Origin of the sequence: Arthrobacter sp. AG258 (assembly GCF_004364695.1) — a bacterium.
Lineage (GTDB): Bacteria > Actinomycetota > Actinomycetes > Actinomycetales > Micrococcaceae > Arthrobacter.
Genome location: NZ_SOBI01000009.1, coordinates 41,269 through 58,171, shown reverse-complemented (window position 1 = coordinate 58,171; position 16,903 = coordinate 41,269). Strand labels below are relative to the sequence as shown.

At 66.6% G+C, this 16,903-nt stretch carries 15 protein-coding genes; 8 read left to right on the top strand and 7 right to left on the bottom strand.

What is annotated here, in order from left to right; translation table 11 throughout:
* Nucleotides 1-4: 4 nt before the first annotated feature.
* Entirely contained in the window at nucleotides 5-1,024 is a 1,020-nt protein-coding gene (locus DFO47_RS17600; RefSeq protein WP_133832474.1) for a PfkB family carbohydrate kinase, read from the top strand.
* Nucleotides 1,017-1,643: a bifunctional 4-hydroxy-2-oxoglutarate aldolase/2-dehydro-3-deoxy-phosphogluconate aldolase gene (gene eda, locus DFO47_RS17595; RefSeq protein ID WP_133832473.1), complete on the top strand. Its 627-nt coding sequence runs from the start codon at nucleotides 1,017-1,019 to the stop codon at nucleotides 1,641-1,643. The genes DFO47_RS17600 and eda overlap by 8 nt, the downstream gene beginning before the upstream one ends.
* A 25-nt stretch (nucleotides 1,644-1,668) precedes the next feature.
* Here the strand turns inward: eda and DFO47_RS17590 are convergent, their stop codons facing one another.
* Together DFO47_RS17590 and DFO47_RS17585 are read right to left on the bottom strand one after the other, a co-directional pair.
* Nucleotides 1,669-2,871: a TerC family protein gene (locus DFO47_RS17590; RefSeq protein ID WP_133832472.1), complete on the bottom strand. Its 1,203-nt coding sequence runs from the start codon at nucleotides 2,869-2,871 to the stop codon at nucleotides 1,669-1,671.
* 36 nt (nucleotides 2,872-2,907) lie between these two features.
* Nucleotides 2,908-4,590 (bottom strand): RecQ family ATP-dependent DNA helicase, encoded by a 1,683-nt coding sequence (locus DFO47_RS17585; RefSeq protein WP_133832471.1) that lies wholly within the window; start codon nucleotides 4,588-4,590, stop codon nucleotides 2,908-2,910.
* Between the two features lie 170 nt (nucleotides 4,591-4,760).
* Here DFO47_RS17585 and DFO47_RS17580 point away from each other — a divergent pair, with 170 nt between their 5' ends.
* On the top strand, nucleotides 4,761-7,088 hold the full coding sequence (locus tag DFO47_RS17580; RefSeq protein WP_133832470.1) for an FdhF/YdeP family oxidoreductase: 2,328 nt from the start codon (nucleotides 4,761-4,763) through the stop codon (nucleotides 7,086-7,088).
* A 139-nt stretch (nucleotides 7,089-7,227) separates the two neighbouring features.
* On the opposite strand, the gene DFO47_RS17575 is transcribed toward DFO47_RS17580, so the two are convergent.
* Nucleotides 7,228-7,557 carry a DUF6457 domain-containing protein gene (locus tag DFO47_RS17575; RefSeq protein WP_018762248.1) on the bottom strand — a complete coding sequence of 110 codons (330 nt, stop codon included), beginning with the start codon at nucleotides 7,555-7,557 and terminating at the stop codon, nucleotides 7,228-7,230.
* A gap of 28 nt (nucleotides 7,558-7,585) precedes the next feature.
* Nucleotides 7,586-8,560 carry an aldo/keto reductase gene (locus DFO47_RS17570; RefSeq protein ID WP_133832469.1) on the bottom strand — a complete coding sequence of 325 codons (975 nt, stop codon included), beginning with the start codon at nucleotides 8,558-8,560 and terminating at the stop codon, nucleotides 7,586-7,588.
* Between the two features lie 322 nt (nucleotides 8,561-8,882).
* On the opposite strand from DFO47_RS17570, the gene fdhA reads away from it, so the two are divergent.
* The 4 genes from fdhA (at nucleotide 8,883) to DFO47_RS17550 (ending at nucleotide 13,093) form a co-directional block, all read left to right on the top strand.
* Nucleotides 8,883-10,094 (top strand): formaldehyde dehydrogenase, glutathione-independent, encoded by a 1,212-nt coding sequence (fdhA, locus tag DFO47_RS17565; protein WP_018762250.1) that lies wholly within the window; start codon nucleotides 8,883-8,885, stop codon nucleotides 10,092-10,094.
* Between the two features lie 111 nt (nucleotides 10,095-10,205).
* Nucleotides 10,206-10,559, top strand: coding sequence for a GNAT family N-acetyltransferase (locus DFO47_RS17560; RefSeq protein WP_133832468.1), 354 nt, complete (start codon nucleotides 10,206-10,208; stop codon nucleotides 10,557-10,559).
* 168 nt (nucleotides 10,560-10,727) lie between these two features.
* Nucleotides 10,728-11,663, top strand: coding sequence for a serine hydrolase (locus DFO47_RS17555; protein ID WP_133832467.1), 936 nt, complete (start codon nucleotides 10,728-10,730; stop codon nucleotides 11,661-11,663).
* A 68-nt stretch (nucleotides 11,664-11,731) separates the two neighbouring features.
* A complete protein-coding gene (locus DFO47_RS17550) occupies nucleotides 11,732-13,093 on the top strand; it encodes an MFS transporter (RefSeq protein WP_026264715.1) in 1,362 nt (453 codons plus the stop codon).
* A 5-nt stretch (nucleotides 13,094-13,098) separates the two neighbouring features.
* Here the strand turns inward: DFO47_RS17550 and DFO47_RS17545 are convergent, their stop codons facing one another.
* The 3 genes from DFO47_RS17545 to DFO47_RS17535 form a co-directional block, all read right to left on the bottom strand.
* Nucleotides 13,099-14,403, bottom strand: a complete 1,305-nt coding sequence (locus tag DFO47_RS17545) for a hemolysin family protein (protein ID WP_133832466.1) — start codon at nucleotides 14,401-14,403, stop codon at nucleotides 13,099-13,101.
* Nucleotides 14,404-14,476: 73 nt separating this feature from the next.
* Entirely contained in the window at nucleotides 14,477-15,232 is a 756-nt protein-coding gene (locus tag DFO47_RS17540; RefSeq protein ID WP_018762255.1) for a metalloregulator ArsR/SmtB family transcription factor, read from the bottom strand.
* A 125-nt stretch (nucleotides 15,233-15,357) separates the two neighbouring features.
* Nucleotides 15,358-15,765: a DUF1304 family protein gene (locus tag DFO47_RS17535; RefSeq protein WP_026264716.1), complete on the bottom strand. Its 408-nt coding sequence runs from the start codon at nucleotides 15,763-15,765 to the stop codon at nucleotides 15,358-15,360.
* An 87-nt stretch (nucleotides 15,766-15,852) separates the two neighbouring features.
* Between DFO47_RS17535 and DFO47_RS17530 the strand changes: the two genes are divergently transcribed.
* The gene (locus DFO47_RS17530) at nucleotides 15,853-16,896 is read left to right on the top strand and encodes a helix-turn-helix transcriptional regulator (RefSeq protein ID WP_133832465.1); all 1,044 of its coding nucleotides are present in this window, start codon (nucleotides 15,853-15,855) and stop codon (nucleotides 16,894-16,896) included.
* The last annotated feature ends 7 nt before the right edge of the window (nucleotides 16,897-16,903 follow it).

The following is a 16,903-nucleotide window of genomic DNA, read 5'->3' as shown; positions in this document are numbered from 1 at the left end:
ACTGGTGAACACTGCAGCCTTTGAATCCTTTGACGTGGTGGTGATGGGGGAGATCCTCATCGAAGTCGCCACCGACCAGCCCTTCGGCCATGGCGTACCAGCACGGCTGGGCATCTCCGGAGACGCCCTCAATGTCGCTGCAGCCGCCGCAGCAGCGGGTGCCCGCGTGGGCCTGCTGTCCGTGCTCACGGACGACGACCTGGGTCAGGCCATCGCGGCCCGGATCGCCGAGCTGGGGATCGTCACCGACCAGTTGACGTTCCGTCGCGGGCAGCAGGGCGTCTACCTGGTGCACAGCGACCCCGACGGCGAACGCGAATTCACCTACGCCCGCAGCGGCAGCGTCGGGTCCACCCTTGGGCCGGACGATGTCGACCCGGACGTCTTCGGCGCGGCCGGCGCGGTGGTGGCGGGCGGCATCACCTGCGCCATTTCGACGACGGCGCGCGCCGCCGTCGTCAAGGCCGCGTCCGCAGCCAAACGCTTTGTCTACGACCCCAACTACCGGCCCCGGCTCACCACCGCTGTGGACGCGGCGGCGGCACTGACCGAACTTGCCACACAGGCCTTCCTGGTGACGCCCTCCTTCCCGGGCGAGACGGCAGCCCTGCTGGGAGTTTCCTCGCCCGAAGCATCGGCCGCGAAGCTGCGCTCGATGGGGGCCGCCAACGTAGCTGTCACCTGCGGCGCCAAGGGCGTCCAGCTCGAATGGTCCGGCGAAACCGGCGTGCAGTCCGCGTGGGTACCGGCCATTCCGGCGCCCGCGGTAGTGGACCAGACCGGCGCCGGGGACGCGTTTGTGGGCACGCTCACCGCACGCCTGGTGCTGGGCGACGACTTCCCGACGGCGGTCCGGTATGGTGCGGCGGCTTCCTCGCTGGTGGTCGGAGGCAAGGGCGGCACAGGCCTCATCCCCACGTTCGAGCAGACCTCTGCCCACGCCGCAGCCACCTTCCCTGAGGACTGCCGCATCATCGAAACCAACGGGCCGGACGGCCTGGGAAATGAGATCCACCATGGCTGACGCATCAGGCGTCCTCCGCGTGTCACCTGTCATCCCGGTGGTCACCATCGACGACCCCCAGGATGCGGTGCCCCTGGCCCGTGCCCTGGTGGACGGCGGCGTGAAGATCATTGAGCTGACCCTGCGCACGGACTCCGCACTGACCTCGCTGAAGCTGATCGCCCAGGAGGTGCCGGACATCCTGGTGGGCGCCGGCACCATCCTCACGCCGGGGCAGGCGGACGCCGCAGTCCAGGCGGGGGCCACGTTCCTGGTAAGCCCGGGTGTCACCCCCGCGCTGCTCACCCACATGCTGTCCCTGGACGTCCCGGTGCTGCCCGGCGTCGCCACTGTCGGGGAGGTAATGGCCGTCCTGGAGGCCGGTTTGGATGCGATGAAGTTCTTCCCCGCCGGGCCTGCAGGCGGGCCGTCCTACCTGGCCGCCATCGGGGCGCCCATCCCGCACGTCCGGTTCTGCCCCACCGGCGGCATCAGCCCGGGCACCGCGCCGGACTACCTCAAGCTGCCCAACGTGGCCTGCGTCGGCGGCAGCTGGCTCACCCCGGCAGACGCCGTCGCGGCCAAGGACTGGGGCCGGATCACCAGCCTGGCAGGCGGCGCGGCTGCGCTGGGCCGGTAATCCGCCCCGCAGCGGCGGCCCTGGTTCAGCTTTCGGCCGCGGCCGCCCTGACCTGGGCCTTGTCGTGCTCCTCATGGGCGCTGCGCAGCAGTTCCAGGAACTCCGTTTCGTGCCGGACAAGCCGCTTGTACTTTTCCGGAAGCTTGCGGATCTGGTCTTCTTCGCGGCACATCTTGGCGAAGATCTTGTCCCGTTCCGCCATGTCGGTCTCGTAGTTGAGGTCAAGGTACTCGACGGCGTGCCGCCTGGCCCCGGAGACAGCGTTCTTGGCTTTGCCCTTGGGGCTGAAGACCGACGCCAGGATCGTCAGCAGCAGCACGCCGAGGATCACGCCCAGGGAAACCCCGGTGCTGACTTCCACCACGTTGACGTGCTCGCCGTCGTTGATGAACGGCAGGGTGTTCTCGTGCAGGGCGTGCAGGACCAGCTTCACGCCGATGAAACCGAGGATGACGGCCAGCCCGTACGAGAGGAAGATCAGCCGGTCCAGCAGGCCGTCGATGAGGAAGAACAGCTGGCGCAGGCCCATCAGCGAGAACGCCGTGGCCGTGAAGACGATGAACACGTTCTGGGTCAGGCCGAAGATCGCCGGAATGGAATCCAGGGCGAACAGGATGTCCGTGCCGCCGATCGCCACCATCACCAGCAGCATGGGGGTCAGCACCCGCTTGCCGTTCTCCACGGTGAACAGCTTGTCACCGTCGTAGTGTTCGGAGGCCGGCAGGAATTTCTTGGCGAGCCGCACCACAACGCCGTCGGAGTCGTCGTCGTGGTCATCCGGTTTGAGCAGGTGGCCCGCGGTGACCAGCAGGATAAGCCCGAAAATGTAGAAGACCCAGGCGAAACTGTTGATCAGCGCGGCGCCCAGGAAGATGAACGCGGTGCGGGCGATCAGGGAGAAAATGATGCCGAACAGGAGCACCTTCTGCTGGTCCGCGCGCGGCACCTTGAAGCTGGCCATGATGATGAGGAATACGAAGAGGTTGTCAACGGACAAGGCCTTTTCCGTGACATAGCCCGCGAAGTATTCGGTGCCCATGTCCGGCCCGCCGAAGATGAGGACAGCCAGCCCGAACAGCACCGCAATGCTCACGTAGATGGCGGACCAGACGGCCGATTCCTTCAGGGACGGGGTGTGGGCCTTCCGGACATGGAAGAAGAAATCGAAGGCCAGCAGCCCTGCGATAACCACAATGGTCAGGATCCAGGCGTAGGCAGGGGTTTCCACGCGGCGGGCCTTTCGTCGGAGGTTACCCCAGCCTACCTAAGCGGGCTTCAGGAGATGGTGCTCCACGACGGCGGATCGCGACAGCGTCTTGTACCCCTCCTGTTCGAACAGCACCGTGATGACGTCCCCCTCCTCCCGCATCACCAGGCCCGGCCCCCACTCCTTGTGCACCACTGCGGACTGTGGCGGGAACGGTGCACCGGCGCTGTACGCCGGACCGCCGTCGTCGTCCGTGTCCTTGCCGGCCGGAGGCGCAGCTGCTCGGTGGACTTCCGCCGTGCACGCGTCGCAGTTTCCGCACGGTTCAGGCATGTCCTCGCCGAAGTAGCCCAGCAGGAACCGCCGCCGGCAGCCGTCCGCCTCGGCGTAGGCGCGCATCATGCCCAGCCGGGACTGGTCCACGCGTTGCCGGGCTTCGGCGAGCTCCACGGCGTCCTGCACCAGCGCTGCCGGTTTGGCCTTGGAGGTCAGGCGGACTCCACGTTTCCCGCTGCTTGCGGCACCGATCTCTTCCAGCAGGTTGACCAGCGCCGTGATGCGACGGGCCGGGAGGCCCGTCAGTTCCGCCAGGGATGACTTCGGCGCGGGAGCCTTGGCGGCTTTGAGGACCTTCAGGACCGCCAGCAGCGAACCGGGATCGGGCGAGCGGCTGCTGAAGAATTTCCGCAGCCCCAGGTCCTCCGATCGGTAATGCAGCACGGCGGCCGCGGAGTTTCCGTCGCGGCCGGCGCGGCCTATCTCCTGGTAGTAGGCGTCGAGTGATTCCGGAATGTCGGCATGGACCACGAAGCGGACATTCGGCGTGTCGATGCCCATGCCAAAGGCAGTCGTGGCCACCACCACATCCAATTGGTCATGCAGGAACAGCTCGTGGGTGCGTTCCCGGTCCGCGGCGCGCCGGCCGGCGTGGTAAGCCTCGGCGCGCAGCCCCTTTGCCGCCAGCCGCGCCGCGTACTCTTCGGTGTCTTTCCGGGTGGCGGCGTACAGGAGGCCCTTTCCCGTCCGGGCCAGGTCCGCCACCTGCCCCATCACCGCCTTGCGTTTGTCCTTGTCCTTGTGGTGCCGGACCACAGCCAGGCTGATATTGGGCCGGTCGAAGCCGTGGACCAGGACCAGCGGGTCCTTCATGGCCAGCCGCTCCACGATCTCATCGCGCACCGGAGGGGAAGCCGTGGCGGTCAGCGCGGCCACGGGCGGGTTGCCCAGTTGCTCCCGGACCGTGCCCAGGCCCAGGTAGTCCGGGCGGAAGTCATGGCCCCAGGAGGAGACGCAGTGGGCCTCGTCCACCACGAACAGGGACACATCCAAAGCCTTGAGCCGGTCCACCGTTGACGGCCGCGCCAGCTGCTCCGGGGCCAGGAACACGAACACGGCCCTGCCGTCCTCCACCGACTGCCAGGCGGCGTGGACGTCGGCGTCGCTGTGTGCGGAATTGATGGCGACGGCGGCATCCGGCCCCAGATCCGCAACCAGCGATTCACGCTGGTCCTCCTGCAAGGCGATCAGCGGAGAAACCACGACGGCGGGACGCCCGGTGAGGTTGTGAAGGTGCAGGGCTGCGACCTGGTAGATGGCGGACTTTCCGTACCCCGTGGGCATGACGGCCAGGACGTCGCGGCCCCCGGTGAGGGCGGCCATGCCGGCCAGTTGGCCTTCCCGAAGGTTGCCCAGGGAGAAGGACGAGGCCGCAAGGGCGCGAAGGGCAGGTTCGTCGGACATGAAGAAAGGGCTCCGCACGGAAGGAAACAATGGCCGCCTGCTTCAGCCGTGGGAACCAGCCTACGCCAGGGCCCTGGTGCTTGACTTCACGGGAATGCTCAACAACTGTGGAGTGACATATCCGCCAATCCAGCCGGTCCTTCCGGGAGCCGGCGAACAAGGAGCATGTTGTGGCGCGCGAAAACCCGAAGGTCGAAGAACCGGAAGAGTCCGATCTCGAGGTGACCGGCCACCCCAAGACCTGGGCCGCGGGAGTTCCGGGCGTCTACCACTCGATGCAGCCGGCGGTCCAGCACATGGGTGTGGAACGGTCGCGGAAAACCCTGTTGGCCCTCAACCAGAAGGACGGCTTCGACTGCATGAGCTGCGCGTGGCCTGATCCGGGCCACCGCAAGACGTTCGAGTTCTGCGAAAACGGTGCCAAAGCCGTCACCTGGGAGGCGACCCCGGTGGTGGTCGGCAGCGAATTCTGGGCAGAGCATCCGGTCAGCGAACTGCGGAAGCGGTCCGAATACTGGTTGGGCATGCAGGGCCGGCTCACCGAGCCCGTCTACAAGGCTGCGGGGGAGGACCACTACCGCCCGGTGACGTGGGAGCGCGCCTTCCAGATCATGGCTGACAAGCTCAAGTCCCTCCCGGACCCCAACCAGGCCACGTTCTACACCAGCGGCCGCACCTCGAACGAAGCAGCCTTCCTGTACCAGCTGTTCATCCGCGCCTACGGCACCAACAACCTCCCGGACTGCTCCAACATGTGCCACGAATCCTCGGGGTGGGGCATGGGGCAGACCATCGGCGTGGGCAAGGCCACCGTGTCCTACGATGACTTCGGCAAGGCGGATTTGATCATCGTCATGGGCCAGAACCCGGGCACCAACCACCCGCGGATGCTGACGGCGTTGGAAGAAGCCAAGGAAGCCGGCGGCCATATCGTCGCTGTCAACCCGCTGCCCGAGGCCGGACTTCTGCGCTACAAAAACCCGCAGAAGGTCAAGGGCATCATCGGCCACGGCACCCAAATCGCCGACCAGTTCCTGCAGGTGCGCATCGGCGGTGACATGGCGCTGCTCCAGGCGGTGTCCAAGCGCGTGCTCGACGCCGAGGCCGCCAACCCCGGTAAAGTCCTGGACCACGCATTCCTTGCCGAACACTGCTACGGTCTCGAGGAACTGCGGGCGCACCTGGCCCACCTGGACGAGGCAGCGGTGCTGGAAGCCACCGGCCTGCGGTCTGAGGAAATCGACGAACTGGCGGCCCGCTACCTGGCGGCGGACAAGGTGATCATCACCTGGGCCATGGGCATTACCCAGCAGAAAAAGGGCGTTGCCACCATCAAGGAGATCATCAACCTGCTCCTGCTGCGCGGCAACATCGGCAAGCCCGGTGCCGGCGCCTCGCCCATCCGCGGCCACAGCAACGTCCAGGGCGACCGGACCATGGGAATCTGGGAACAGATGCCGCCGGCCTTCCTGGACGCCCTTGGTCGGGAGTTCCAGTTTGAGCCGCCGCGCGACCACGGCCTGGACGCAGTCCAGACCGTCCGTGGAATGCGCGACGGCGGCGTCAAAGTCTTCGTAGGGCTTGGCGGCAACTTCGTGGGCGCCATTTCAGACACCGAGGCCGCCGAAGCGGCCATGGAGAACACTGAACTTTCCGTCCAAATCTCCACCAAGCTCAACCACTCCCACGCCGTGACCGGGGCCGAGGCCCTGATCCTGCCCACCCTGGGCCGGACCGAGATCGACCGGCAGGACTCCGGCCCACAATTCGTCTCGGTGGAGGACACTGTCTGCGCCGTCCATGCCAGCCATGGCGTCGTGGAGCCGGTGGCCCCCGGGCTGCTCTCCGAAGTTGCCATCGTGTGCCGGCTTGCCGCCGCCACGGTGGGGGACCGGACGTCAGCGGACTGGGCCGGGTTCGAAAAGAACTACGACCTCGTCCGGGACCACATCGCCCGCGTGGTGGTTGGCTGTGAGGACTACAACACCAAAGTCAGGAAAAAGGGCGGGTTCGTGCTGCCCAACGGTCCGCGGGATTCCCGTACCTTCAACACCCCAACCGGGAAGGCCATGCTCACCGTCAACGAACTCGAACACGTTGACCGGCCTGCCGGAACCCTCATCCTGCAGACCATGCGCTCGCACGACCAGTTCAACACCACCATCTACGGCAACAACGACCGCTACCGGGGCATCAAGAAAGGCCGCGAGGTGGTGTTCGTCAACCCCGTGGACCTTGCCGAACTGGGCCTCGCCGACGGGCAACACGTGGACATCCACGGCGTCTATAAGGACAACGTGGCCCGGGTCCTGCGCAACTACCGGGTGGTGTCCTACCCGTCCGCCAAGGGCTGCGCCGCAGCGTATTACCCCGAGGCCAACGTCCTGGTCCCGTTGGAGAGCGTCGCGGAGGGAAGCCAGACCCCGGCGTCCAAAGCCGTCATCGTCCGCCTTGAGCCTGTGAAAGTCCTGGAAGAGGAGCCCGCCGCCGCAGGCTGACAGGTTGTGGGCCTGTCGAAACCCAGCTGACCGTGCCCCGGCGGCACGCGAACGAGCGACTCCCCGCCGTTTGGACTTTTCCCTGCGTCACGCGAAGGGGATGTGTCCATATGGCGGGGAGTCTGCGGGCCGTGGCCGGTTACTGTCCCGTGTCCGCCCAGCCGCGGCCGGCGGGCCCGCCGTGCGCGCCGTCGTCGACCAGGCCCAGGGCGACCCGGGCCGCCTTGGCCACGGCAGCCGACGCCGCCTCACGGCTCCCGGCGCTGCCCGTCCCCGCGTCCAGCGCCGCTGCGTACCCCACCAGGAACGTGGTGATGGGCGCGGCCGCATGGATCACGTTGTCGGCGGATTTGCGGGCGAGGTCCAGCAACAGCTCCTGGTCCACGTCGAGGTCCAGGATCTGCAGTGCCTGCGCCAGCCGGTGGGTCCACTGGTCCAGCACCTGGGCTTCGTCGTCGTTGACTGTCATGGTTTCTCCTTTGCTGACACCGGATGTCTCAGGTGTCGATAGTGGACATGTTCGGGTAGCGGGCGCCCGCTGTCGACCCTGCGGGGGCCAATTCGTCCAGCAGCCGCAGCTCATCGGCGCTGAGCTCCACTTCCACCGCGCCCAGGTTCTCGCGCAGCCGGTCGCGCTTCTTGGTGCCTGGGATCGGGACAATATGTTCACCCTGTGCCAGCAGCCAGGCGAGTGCCAGCTGGCCGGGAGTGCACTGCTTGTGGTCGGCCAGTTCCTTCACCCGGTCCACGAGCTCAAGGTTCCGGGTGAAGTTCTCGCCCTGGAACCGTGGCGAATGCCGGCGGAAGTCGTCGTCGGCGAAGTCGTCCACGCTGCGGATCTGACCCGTCAGGAACCCGCGGCCCAGCGGACTGTACGGCACGAACCCGATTCCCAGCTCGTCGAGCACGGGAAACACCTTGGTTTCCGGCTCCCGCTCCCACAGCGAATATTCGGTCTGCAGCGCCGTGATCGGGTGCACCGCGTGCGCCCGGCGGATGGTGTCCGCCGATGCCTCGGACAAACCGAGGTGCCGGACCTTTCCGGCCTGGACCAGTTCCGCCATGGCGCCCACCGTGTCCTCGATAGGAACCGTCTTGTCCACCCTGTGCTGGTAGTAGAGGTCGATGTGGTCCACGCCCAGCCGCCGGAGGCTGGCGTCGCAGGCCGACTTGACGTACTCGGGGCGGCCGTTGATGCCCACCCAGGAACCATCCTCGCGGCGTTCGTTGCCGAACTTGGTGGCGAGCACCACGTCATCGCGCCGGCCCGCTATTGCGCGGCCCACCAACTGTTCGTTGGTGAAGGGCCCGTACATGTCCGCCGTGTCCAGCAGCGACCCGCCGGCGTCCAGGAACTCGTGGATCGTGGCAATCGATTCCTGCTCGTCGCCGTCGCCGTAGAACTCGCTCATGCCCATGCAGCCAAGGCCCAGGGCGGAAACAGTCAATTGTCCAATAGTGCGTGTTTTCATGCCGTTCTCCTCAACGGTAGAACTTGCCTTAGGGGCAGCCGGCCCGCCTGTTTGCGCGGAAGCCGGTGGGTGTCGCGTACGCCACTATAGGCGCTTCCCCTTGGGGACGCGTCGATAGACAGTTGCACCGGCAAACAGGGGGCACCTACCCCTAGACCGCTCCCGGGGGCCTGCCTAGACTGGGCGGACCCCACGCCGGGAACCTGCCCCTGATATTCATCAGGAATCGCCAGTGGAGCAGGGCGGGTCCCATGTCCGGGGTTTTTCAACCTACCCAGATCACTGCCGTCCCACCGGACGGACCTGACTACAGGAGCGATAGATGACAGGGAACAAAGCCGTTGCCTACAAGGAAGCCGGCAAGGTCGAGGTAATTGATATTGACTACCCTACGTTCGAACTCAAGGACGGGCCCGGGGTCAACCCCGCCAACGTGGGGCGCCCCGTCCACCACGGGGTCATCCTCAAGACAGTCGCCACCAATATTTGTGGTTCGGACCAGCACATGGTCCGCGGCCGCACCACGGCTCCGCCGAACCTGGTCCTGGGCCACGAGATTACCGGCGAAGTGGTGGAGGTAGGCCGCGACGTCGAATTCATCAAGGTGGGCGATCTCTGCTCGGTGCCGTTCAACATCGCCTGCGGCCGCTGCCGGAACTGCAAGGAGCGCAAGACCGGCATCTGCCTGAACGTGAACCCGGACCGTCCCGGCAGCGCCTACGGTTACGTGGACATGGGCGGCTGGGTAGGGGGCCAGGCGAACTACGTGCTGGTGCCGTACGCCGACTGGAACCTGTTGAAGTTCCCGGACAAGGACAAGGCCATGGAGAAGATCCTGGACCTGGCCATGCTTTCGGATATCTTCCCCACCGGGTTCCACGGCGCGGTCACGGCCGGGGTGGGTGTTGGATCCACGGTGTATGTTGCGGGTGCCGGCCCGGTGGGCCTCGCAGCCGCCACCAGCGCGCACCTGCTGGGTGCCGCCGTCGTCATTGTGGGCGATATGAACGAGGGCAGGCTGTCCCAGGCGCGCAGCTTCGGTTGCGAGACGGTGGACCTGTCCAAGGGTGATCCGAAGGACCAGATCGAGCAGATCCTCGGCATCCCCGAGGTGGACTGCGGTGTGGACGCCGTCGGCTTCGAGGCGAAGGGGCACGGCCACGACGCCAAGGAGGCACCGGCGACGGTCCTGAACTCCCTGATGGAGCTCACGGCGGCCGGCGGGGCCCTTGGCATCCCCGGCCTGTACGTCACCGGCGACCCGGGCGGCATCGACGAGGCCGCCAAGAAGGGTGCCTTGTCGTTGAGCCTGGGCACCGGCTGGGCCAAGTCCTTGAGCTTCACCACGGGCCAGTGCCCGGTCATGAAGTACAACCGGCAGCTGATGATGGCCATCCTGAACGACCGGGTGCACATTGCCAAGAACGTCAACGCCAAGGCGATTCCGTTGGAAGACGCGCCCAAGGGCTATGCCGAGTTCGACGCCGGCGCGGCCACCAAGTACGTCCTGAATCCGAACGGCTACCTGAGCTGAGCCGTGGGCGGACGGTGATGCCACGAGGGACTCCTCTCAGGCGGAAATATGTGCTGCCCGGGCCGGGTTAGGCTTTGCACGGGCAGCACGACCGCAACGAAGGAGTTTCCCTTGAGTGATATCACCGTCCGCCACAACCCCGAGCGCAGCCGTTTCGAGATCCTCGACCGCGGGAACGTGATCGGCAAGGCCGCCTACCAGGATTACGACGGCGGCGCGTCACCACAGCGGATTTTCTACCACACGGTGATCAACGAGGAATACGGCGGGCAGGGCCTGGCCGGGAAGCTCGCCGCGGCTGCCTTGGACGCGACGGTGGAGGCCGGGACGGGCATTGTCCCGGTCTGCCCGTTCATCAAGAAGTTCGTGGCCAAGCACCCGGAGTACTCGGACAGTGTGGTGGCCGTGGCTCCGGCGCACCTGGAATTCCTCGAAACCGCCCTTTCGGCCAGGGCCCGGGCGTAGCCCCGGGCGCCCCAAACGTTGATTGTGGGCCGCCCGGGCGGTCCGGTGGAACACACCGCAAGTCTTCAGGAAGCTCCCAAACTCCGGTGATTTAATCGCATCTGTCAGCGCGGCTCAACGCCGCGCTGACGTTGTTTGTCATTGCCGAGGCGGGACAGGAGCCCTTGTATGTCCGAGCACCCACAGGTGCCCACACCAGGCCGCGCCGCTCCGCCGACACCGCCCGCCCAGCCGGCCCCCGGGAGGGGCCAGGGCATCCGTACGCTGGTCATCCTGGCCCTTGCCGTCATACTGGTCATCGCGGGAACCATCGCCCTTGCCGTAGCCCGGTCCGAGCCGCCGACCGGTTCCGTGGCCCCCACCCAGCCTGTGGCGGCGCCGGCACCCGTTGCGGCAGCCCCGGAGTCCCTGCAGGACAGCGTGGACACCATCCTCAGCGAGGCGGACCAGTACCGGATCGGGCTGGCGCTCGCGGACGTGTCCGGCGGCGCGGAACGCACGTTCGGCGATGCGGACGCCTTCACCGCGGCCAGCACGGCGAAGATCCTGACAGCTGCTGCCTACTATCACTTGGTGGAAAAGGGGGAGGCGGCCCTGGATGAGCCCATGGGCGACTACGACGCCGCTTTCCAGCTCAAAGCCATGGTCAACGACAGCAACAACGACTCCTGGCAGCTGCTGATTGACGCCGTCGGGTACCCCCAGTTGATTGCCTACGCGGCCTCCATCGGTGTTACCTACGACCCCGAAAAGAACCTGTTGACCGCGGCGGACATGGCCCTGATCCTGAAAAAGCTGTACGCGGGGGAGCTGCTCAACGCCGACAACACCGCCCAACTGCTCAGCTACATGCAGGACACCAACAACGAAGACCTCATTCCCGCCGGCTCCAGGGCAGGCATCGACGTCCACCACAAATACGGTGAGCTCTCCGGCGAACTGCATGACGCCGCACTGCTGAGCTACCGCGGCTCGACCTTCGCCCTGGTGATCTACACGGAAAACCGGGACGGCGTGGCCGATGACGGGCAGGCCGAGGTGATCCGGGACCTGACCCGGGCCGTTGAGGATGCATTGTTCCCGGTTGGGGTGGCGGGCAGGTAGCCAACGCCACGCCCGCGCCGTGGTCCGCCGACTCGCCCTCAGTGAGCGCTTTGGGCCAGACTGTTACCGTGAGCAACAACCCACGGACTGCCTTGGCCGTCGCAGGCCTCAGCCTGGGCACGGCACTGAACCCGCTCAACTCCTCCATGATCGCCGTGGCCCTGGTGGTGCTGCGCGCCGATTTCGGGCTCGACGTTGCGGCCGTCACCTGGGTGGTCACATCCTTCTACCTTGCTTCTGCGGCCGGCCAGCCGGTGATGGGCAGGTTGGCGGACCGGTTTGGGCCACGACGGATGTTCATGCTGGGCATGGGGCTGGTGGCCGTTACCTGCGCCCTGGCACCGCTGGCCCCGAACTTTGCCTTGCTCTGCGTGGCCCGGGCGGTCATGGCACTGGGCACGGCCACCGCGTACCCCAGCGCCGTGGTGATGGTGGGGGCGATTGCGCACCGGGCCAAGGTGGACTCGGCCCGGCCGCTGGGCCGGCTCCAAATGGCGAACACGTCGGCAGCTGCCGTGGGGCCCGTCGTCGGCGGTTTGCTCGTGGGCTTCGTGGGCTGGCAGTCGCTGTTCCTGATTAATGTTCCGCTGGCGGTGGCGGCGCTGCTGATCGTGCGGCAGGCCGCACCTGCGGACCAGGTCCGCGAGCGCGGCAGCGTGGCCCAGCTGGTGCGGGACTCGGATGTTCCGGGCATCGCAGGCTTTATCGGTGCCCTGCTGTTGGTCATGATGGCGGCGCTGAATGTGGCGCCTGACTACCGCTGGTGGATGCTGGCCGCCGGCACGGTTGTGGCAGCCCTCTTCGCCTGGCGGGAGCTGCGGTTCGCCAAGCCGTTCCTGGACCTGCGGCTGCTGGGCCGGAACAGGCCCCTCATGCTCGTTTACCTGGCGTTCGCGGTGTTCAGCAGCGTCTACTACTTCGTCTTTTTCGGCCTGCCGCAGCTCTTGCAGGAGGCGGGCGGCTATGATCCCGGCGTCGTGGGCCTCTTGATGCTGCCCCTTGCCGGGATGTCGGTGGTGGCCACCCCGTGGGCGGTCTCCGCGATGGGAAGGTTCGGTGTGCGCCGGGTGCTGCTCGCCGGCGTCGTCCTCCTGACGCTTGTGGCGGCACTGATGTGGCTGCTGACCGGCACACTGGCCATCCCCTTCGTGGCGGTCCTGACCGCGCTGATGGGGATTCCCTACGGAACCGTCAGCATCGCCACCAACCAAGGCATGTTCGTCTCCACCCGGCCGCAGGACCGCGGCGTCGCGGCAGGGATCTACCAGACGTGCCGCTACGTTGGCGCGATCACCGCTACCGTGATGATCGGTGTGTTCGCGTCCGGTGGCGTGCACCAGGACAGCTGGATGCGGATGGTCCTGGCCATGCTGGTGCTCTGCGCCGTGACGCTCGGGATCTCTGTTTTCTGGCGGCAGCAGAAGGCGTAGCCGCCTTACCCGCCGGCACCCGACGGCGGCGTCACCGGGGTGACCCGGACCCGTGCAATCCGCAGCTTGTCCATGCTGAGGACCGTCAGCACGTACCCCGGGACCTGCACCCGGTCACCGGCCTGCGCCAGCCGCCCCAAGCGGGACATCATGAAGCCTGCCACCGTCTCATAGCGTCCCTCGGGCAATTCGATTCCGGAGGCTGACGTGAACTCCTGCAGGATCAGGCCGCCGTCCACCTCGATGGACCCGTTGGCAACGGTGACACGGTCCTCGTGTTCGGCGCCGGTGTCGTACTCGTCATAGATCTCGCCCACGAGTTCTTCCACGAGGTCTTCGAGCGTGACCACACCGTCGGTGCCGCCGTATTCGTCCACCACCAAGACAATGTGCTGGTTGGTCTTGCGCATCCGGGACAGCGACGGAAGGACCCTGTTGGTTCCCGGCATGGCCAGGATGGTCCGGGCAATATCCCTCACCGGCGCCTGGTCCTGCGCCTCGCCCCGGGGCATCAGGTCGCGGATATGGACGAAGCCCAGGACGTCGTCGGGGGTCCTGCCAATCACCGGAAACCGGGAGTAGGGGCCGTCCCTGACCATTTCGCGGGCGGCAGCGACCGTTGTGGTCCCGTTGATGAAGGTCACTTCCGTGCGGGGACGCATGACCTCCTGCAGGGTCCGGTCGCCGGCGCCGAACACATCGGCCAGGATGTGGCGGTTGCTTTCCTCAAGGGCCTCGCTTTCCGCCACCATGTCCCACAGCTCCTCCGACGTGATGCTTGCCCGTTTGGCATGCGGGTCGCCGCCGAACAGCCGTACCACCGCATCGGTGGAGACGGACAGCAGCCAGATGACCGGCCGCATAACCCTGGAAAGGGTGATCAGCGGCGGAGCCAGGATCCTGGTCAGGGCGACGGGGTTTTGCAGGGCCAGCCTCTTGGGTGCCAGCTCGCCCAGGACCAAGGACAGGTAGGCCACCAGCAGCGTCATGCCAACGAACGACGCCGGCCCGGCGGCGGCCCCGAGCCCAAGGGCTTCCAGGAGGGGCACGACGACGGGCGCGATCGCCGAGGCGCCGTACGCTGCCGAGAAGAACCCGGCCAGGGTCACCCCGATTTGGACCGTGGAGAGGAACCGGTTGGGATTCCGCGCCAGGGCGGCGGTCCGGACCCCGGACTCGCCGGACTTTTCGATGCGGCGGATCTGGCCCTCGTGCAGGGACACCAGGGCCATTTCCGCTGCGGCAAAGACTCCGCCCAGCAGAACGAAACTGAGAACCAGAGCGATGTTGACCAGGGTGCCGCTGTCCATGAGATGACCTTAGACCCGCGGGTGGCCGCGTGGACGCGGAGCTCCAGTGCGGGCTGCCGGGCGGCTGTCGTCGCTAGGTGTACATCAGCGAACCGGGGGTGGTGAGCTTCTCACCGGTTTCCAGCCAGGTCTTCAGGCCGGAGAGGATCATCGGCCAGCCGCCGTAGAGCTGTTCGTTGGCCCCTTCGCGCAGGTCGCTGTGCGTAACGGTGAGGTGGCAGGAGTCGTCGCCTACCGGTTCGATCTCCCAGGTGATTTTAGAGGTGCCCTCGGCCTTGACGTCCTCGCCCCAGAGCGCCCGCATGGTCTGGACCAGGCGGCGCGGCGGATCCACCTCCAGGTTCTCGCCCTCGCCCAGGGCCTCCCCGGCCTTGGGGTTGCCCATCACGAACTTGCCACCGGGTGTCCAGTCGGACTCCATGGTGTTTCCGAATTGGTACTTGCTGCGGATGTCACTGTCGGTGATGGCTTCCCAGAGCCGTTCCGGCGTGGTCTTGATGTAAATCTCGAAGATCTTTTCCATGGGAGTTTCCAATCTGGATTTGAGGTCGCTGAGGGCAGCGGCCCATGGTTCTGCGTATTTGCTGACCCAGCGGTCGTGGACCAGGCGGATGGGCACCGGGTTGAGGAAGTGCAGCTTTTCCCGGCCCCGACGGCGGGTGGCCACCAGGCCTGCATCCTCCAGGATGCGCAGGTGCTTGGCGATGCCGAAGCGGGTCATGCTGAACCGCGCCTCAAGCGCACTCAGGGTCTGGCCATCCTCGCGGAACAGCTCATCAAGCAGGTCCCGGCGGGTGGGGTCGGAGAGTGCTTTGAACACGTCGTCCATACCGCCAATGATAGGTGACTAAATGGTCACCTATCAAGGGTTTTACGCAGTTGGCTCGAGCCGGGAGCCGCGTGGGCGGTTCCTCGCCGCCAGCCGCGCGTGCGGAACCCCGGCGGCCGGGTCGCCTAGGGCCCCAGGGGGAGGAAGAGCAAGGTGAGCAGGGCGGGAAGGGTGGCGGCAAGGGTCCCCGGGACGCTCTCCCACCGCTTCGGGTAGTGGCCCTGCAGGTCGGCCAGCAGCATGGTGGGGGCGGTGAGGACCATGTTCAGGCAGCAATACACAACCAACGTGTACCCCACCACGGTTTCGCCGATGTTGACCGCCACCAGCCCGGCCGCCAGGCCCAGCGCGACCACCAGGTTCTTGTACCCGGTGGGGATGGCCCACATCATCACCGCGGGCACGTTCTCCGGCGGCGTGCTGAGGAACTTCTGCGCCCACCTGCTGCGCAAGAGCAGGAAACTCTCCACCGGGAAGACGCCCACGTAGATGGCCACGGCCATCACCGCAAAGACCTGGGACATGATGTTCATGCCGGAAGGGTAGGGCCGCGGCACTGTAGCGCACCATCCCCGGATTGGGGGATTCCACGGGAACCCGGGGAGCCGGATACTGAACCTATGTGGGAGGAACGCGCTGAGCGCGCCCGGCGGGAGATCGCCGCGCTGGCCACAGACGGACTGGACTTGTCCGCCCTCTATGCCGCCGCCCTGGCACTGGTGCGGCAGTCGGTGCCGTTCGACCAGGCCTGCTGGGCCGGCGTCGACCCCGACACGATGGTGATGAATTCGGTCACCAACTGGCGGCCCTGGCCCGTCACCGACGAGTACGCCGTCCGGTTCGCCCAATCCGAGTATCAAGGGAACGAGCCGAATACCTTTGCCCAGTTGATGGGGCGTCCGCGCCCGGTGGCTCGGATTTCGGATGCGCCTGGCCCCGCGGTGGCCGGCAGCATCCGGATCAATGACCTCTTGCGCCCGCTGGGACTGGTGCATGAACTGCGCGGCGCGTTCCGCGTGGACCAGTCGTGCTGGGGAGTGGGCAGCCTGTTCCGTAATGGGGCGGTCGACTTCAGCGACCGGGAGGTGGAATTCCTGGCAGCGGTTACTGGCGCGCTCGCCGCCGCAACCCGCATCGCCACCCGCGCCCACCACGCGGTCTGGGACCAGCATGGGGGCCCGATCATCGTCCTCGCCGGCGATCGTGGTGAGTTGCGGGCCGCCACTCCGGCCGCCACCACGTGGCTCCAGGCACTCGAAGACGCGGTTCCGGGCCGGTTCAGCATGGTGCTGTACGCCGTGGTGGAACAGGCAAAGGCGTCACGCACCGGGACGGCGCGGACCCGGATGCGGGACCTCGACGCCGGTTGGGTGGTCCTTCAGGCGAGCCGGCTCCTCACCGGGGACGATCCCGGACAGATGGTGGTCACGGTGGAGCCGGCCACCACCGGCCAGTTGCTGACCCTCCTCCTGGCTGCTTACGGCTTCACCCCGAGGGAACAGGAAGTCTGCCTGGAACTCATCGCAGGCAGCCCGGACGCTGATATCTCCCGGCATCTGTTTATCTCGCCGCACACCGTCCACGACCACCTCAAATCCATCTTCGACAAAGTGGGGGTGGGCAGCCGCGGGGAACTGGTCGCCAGGCTGACGGCAACTGGGTAGCCTTGGG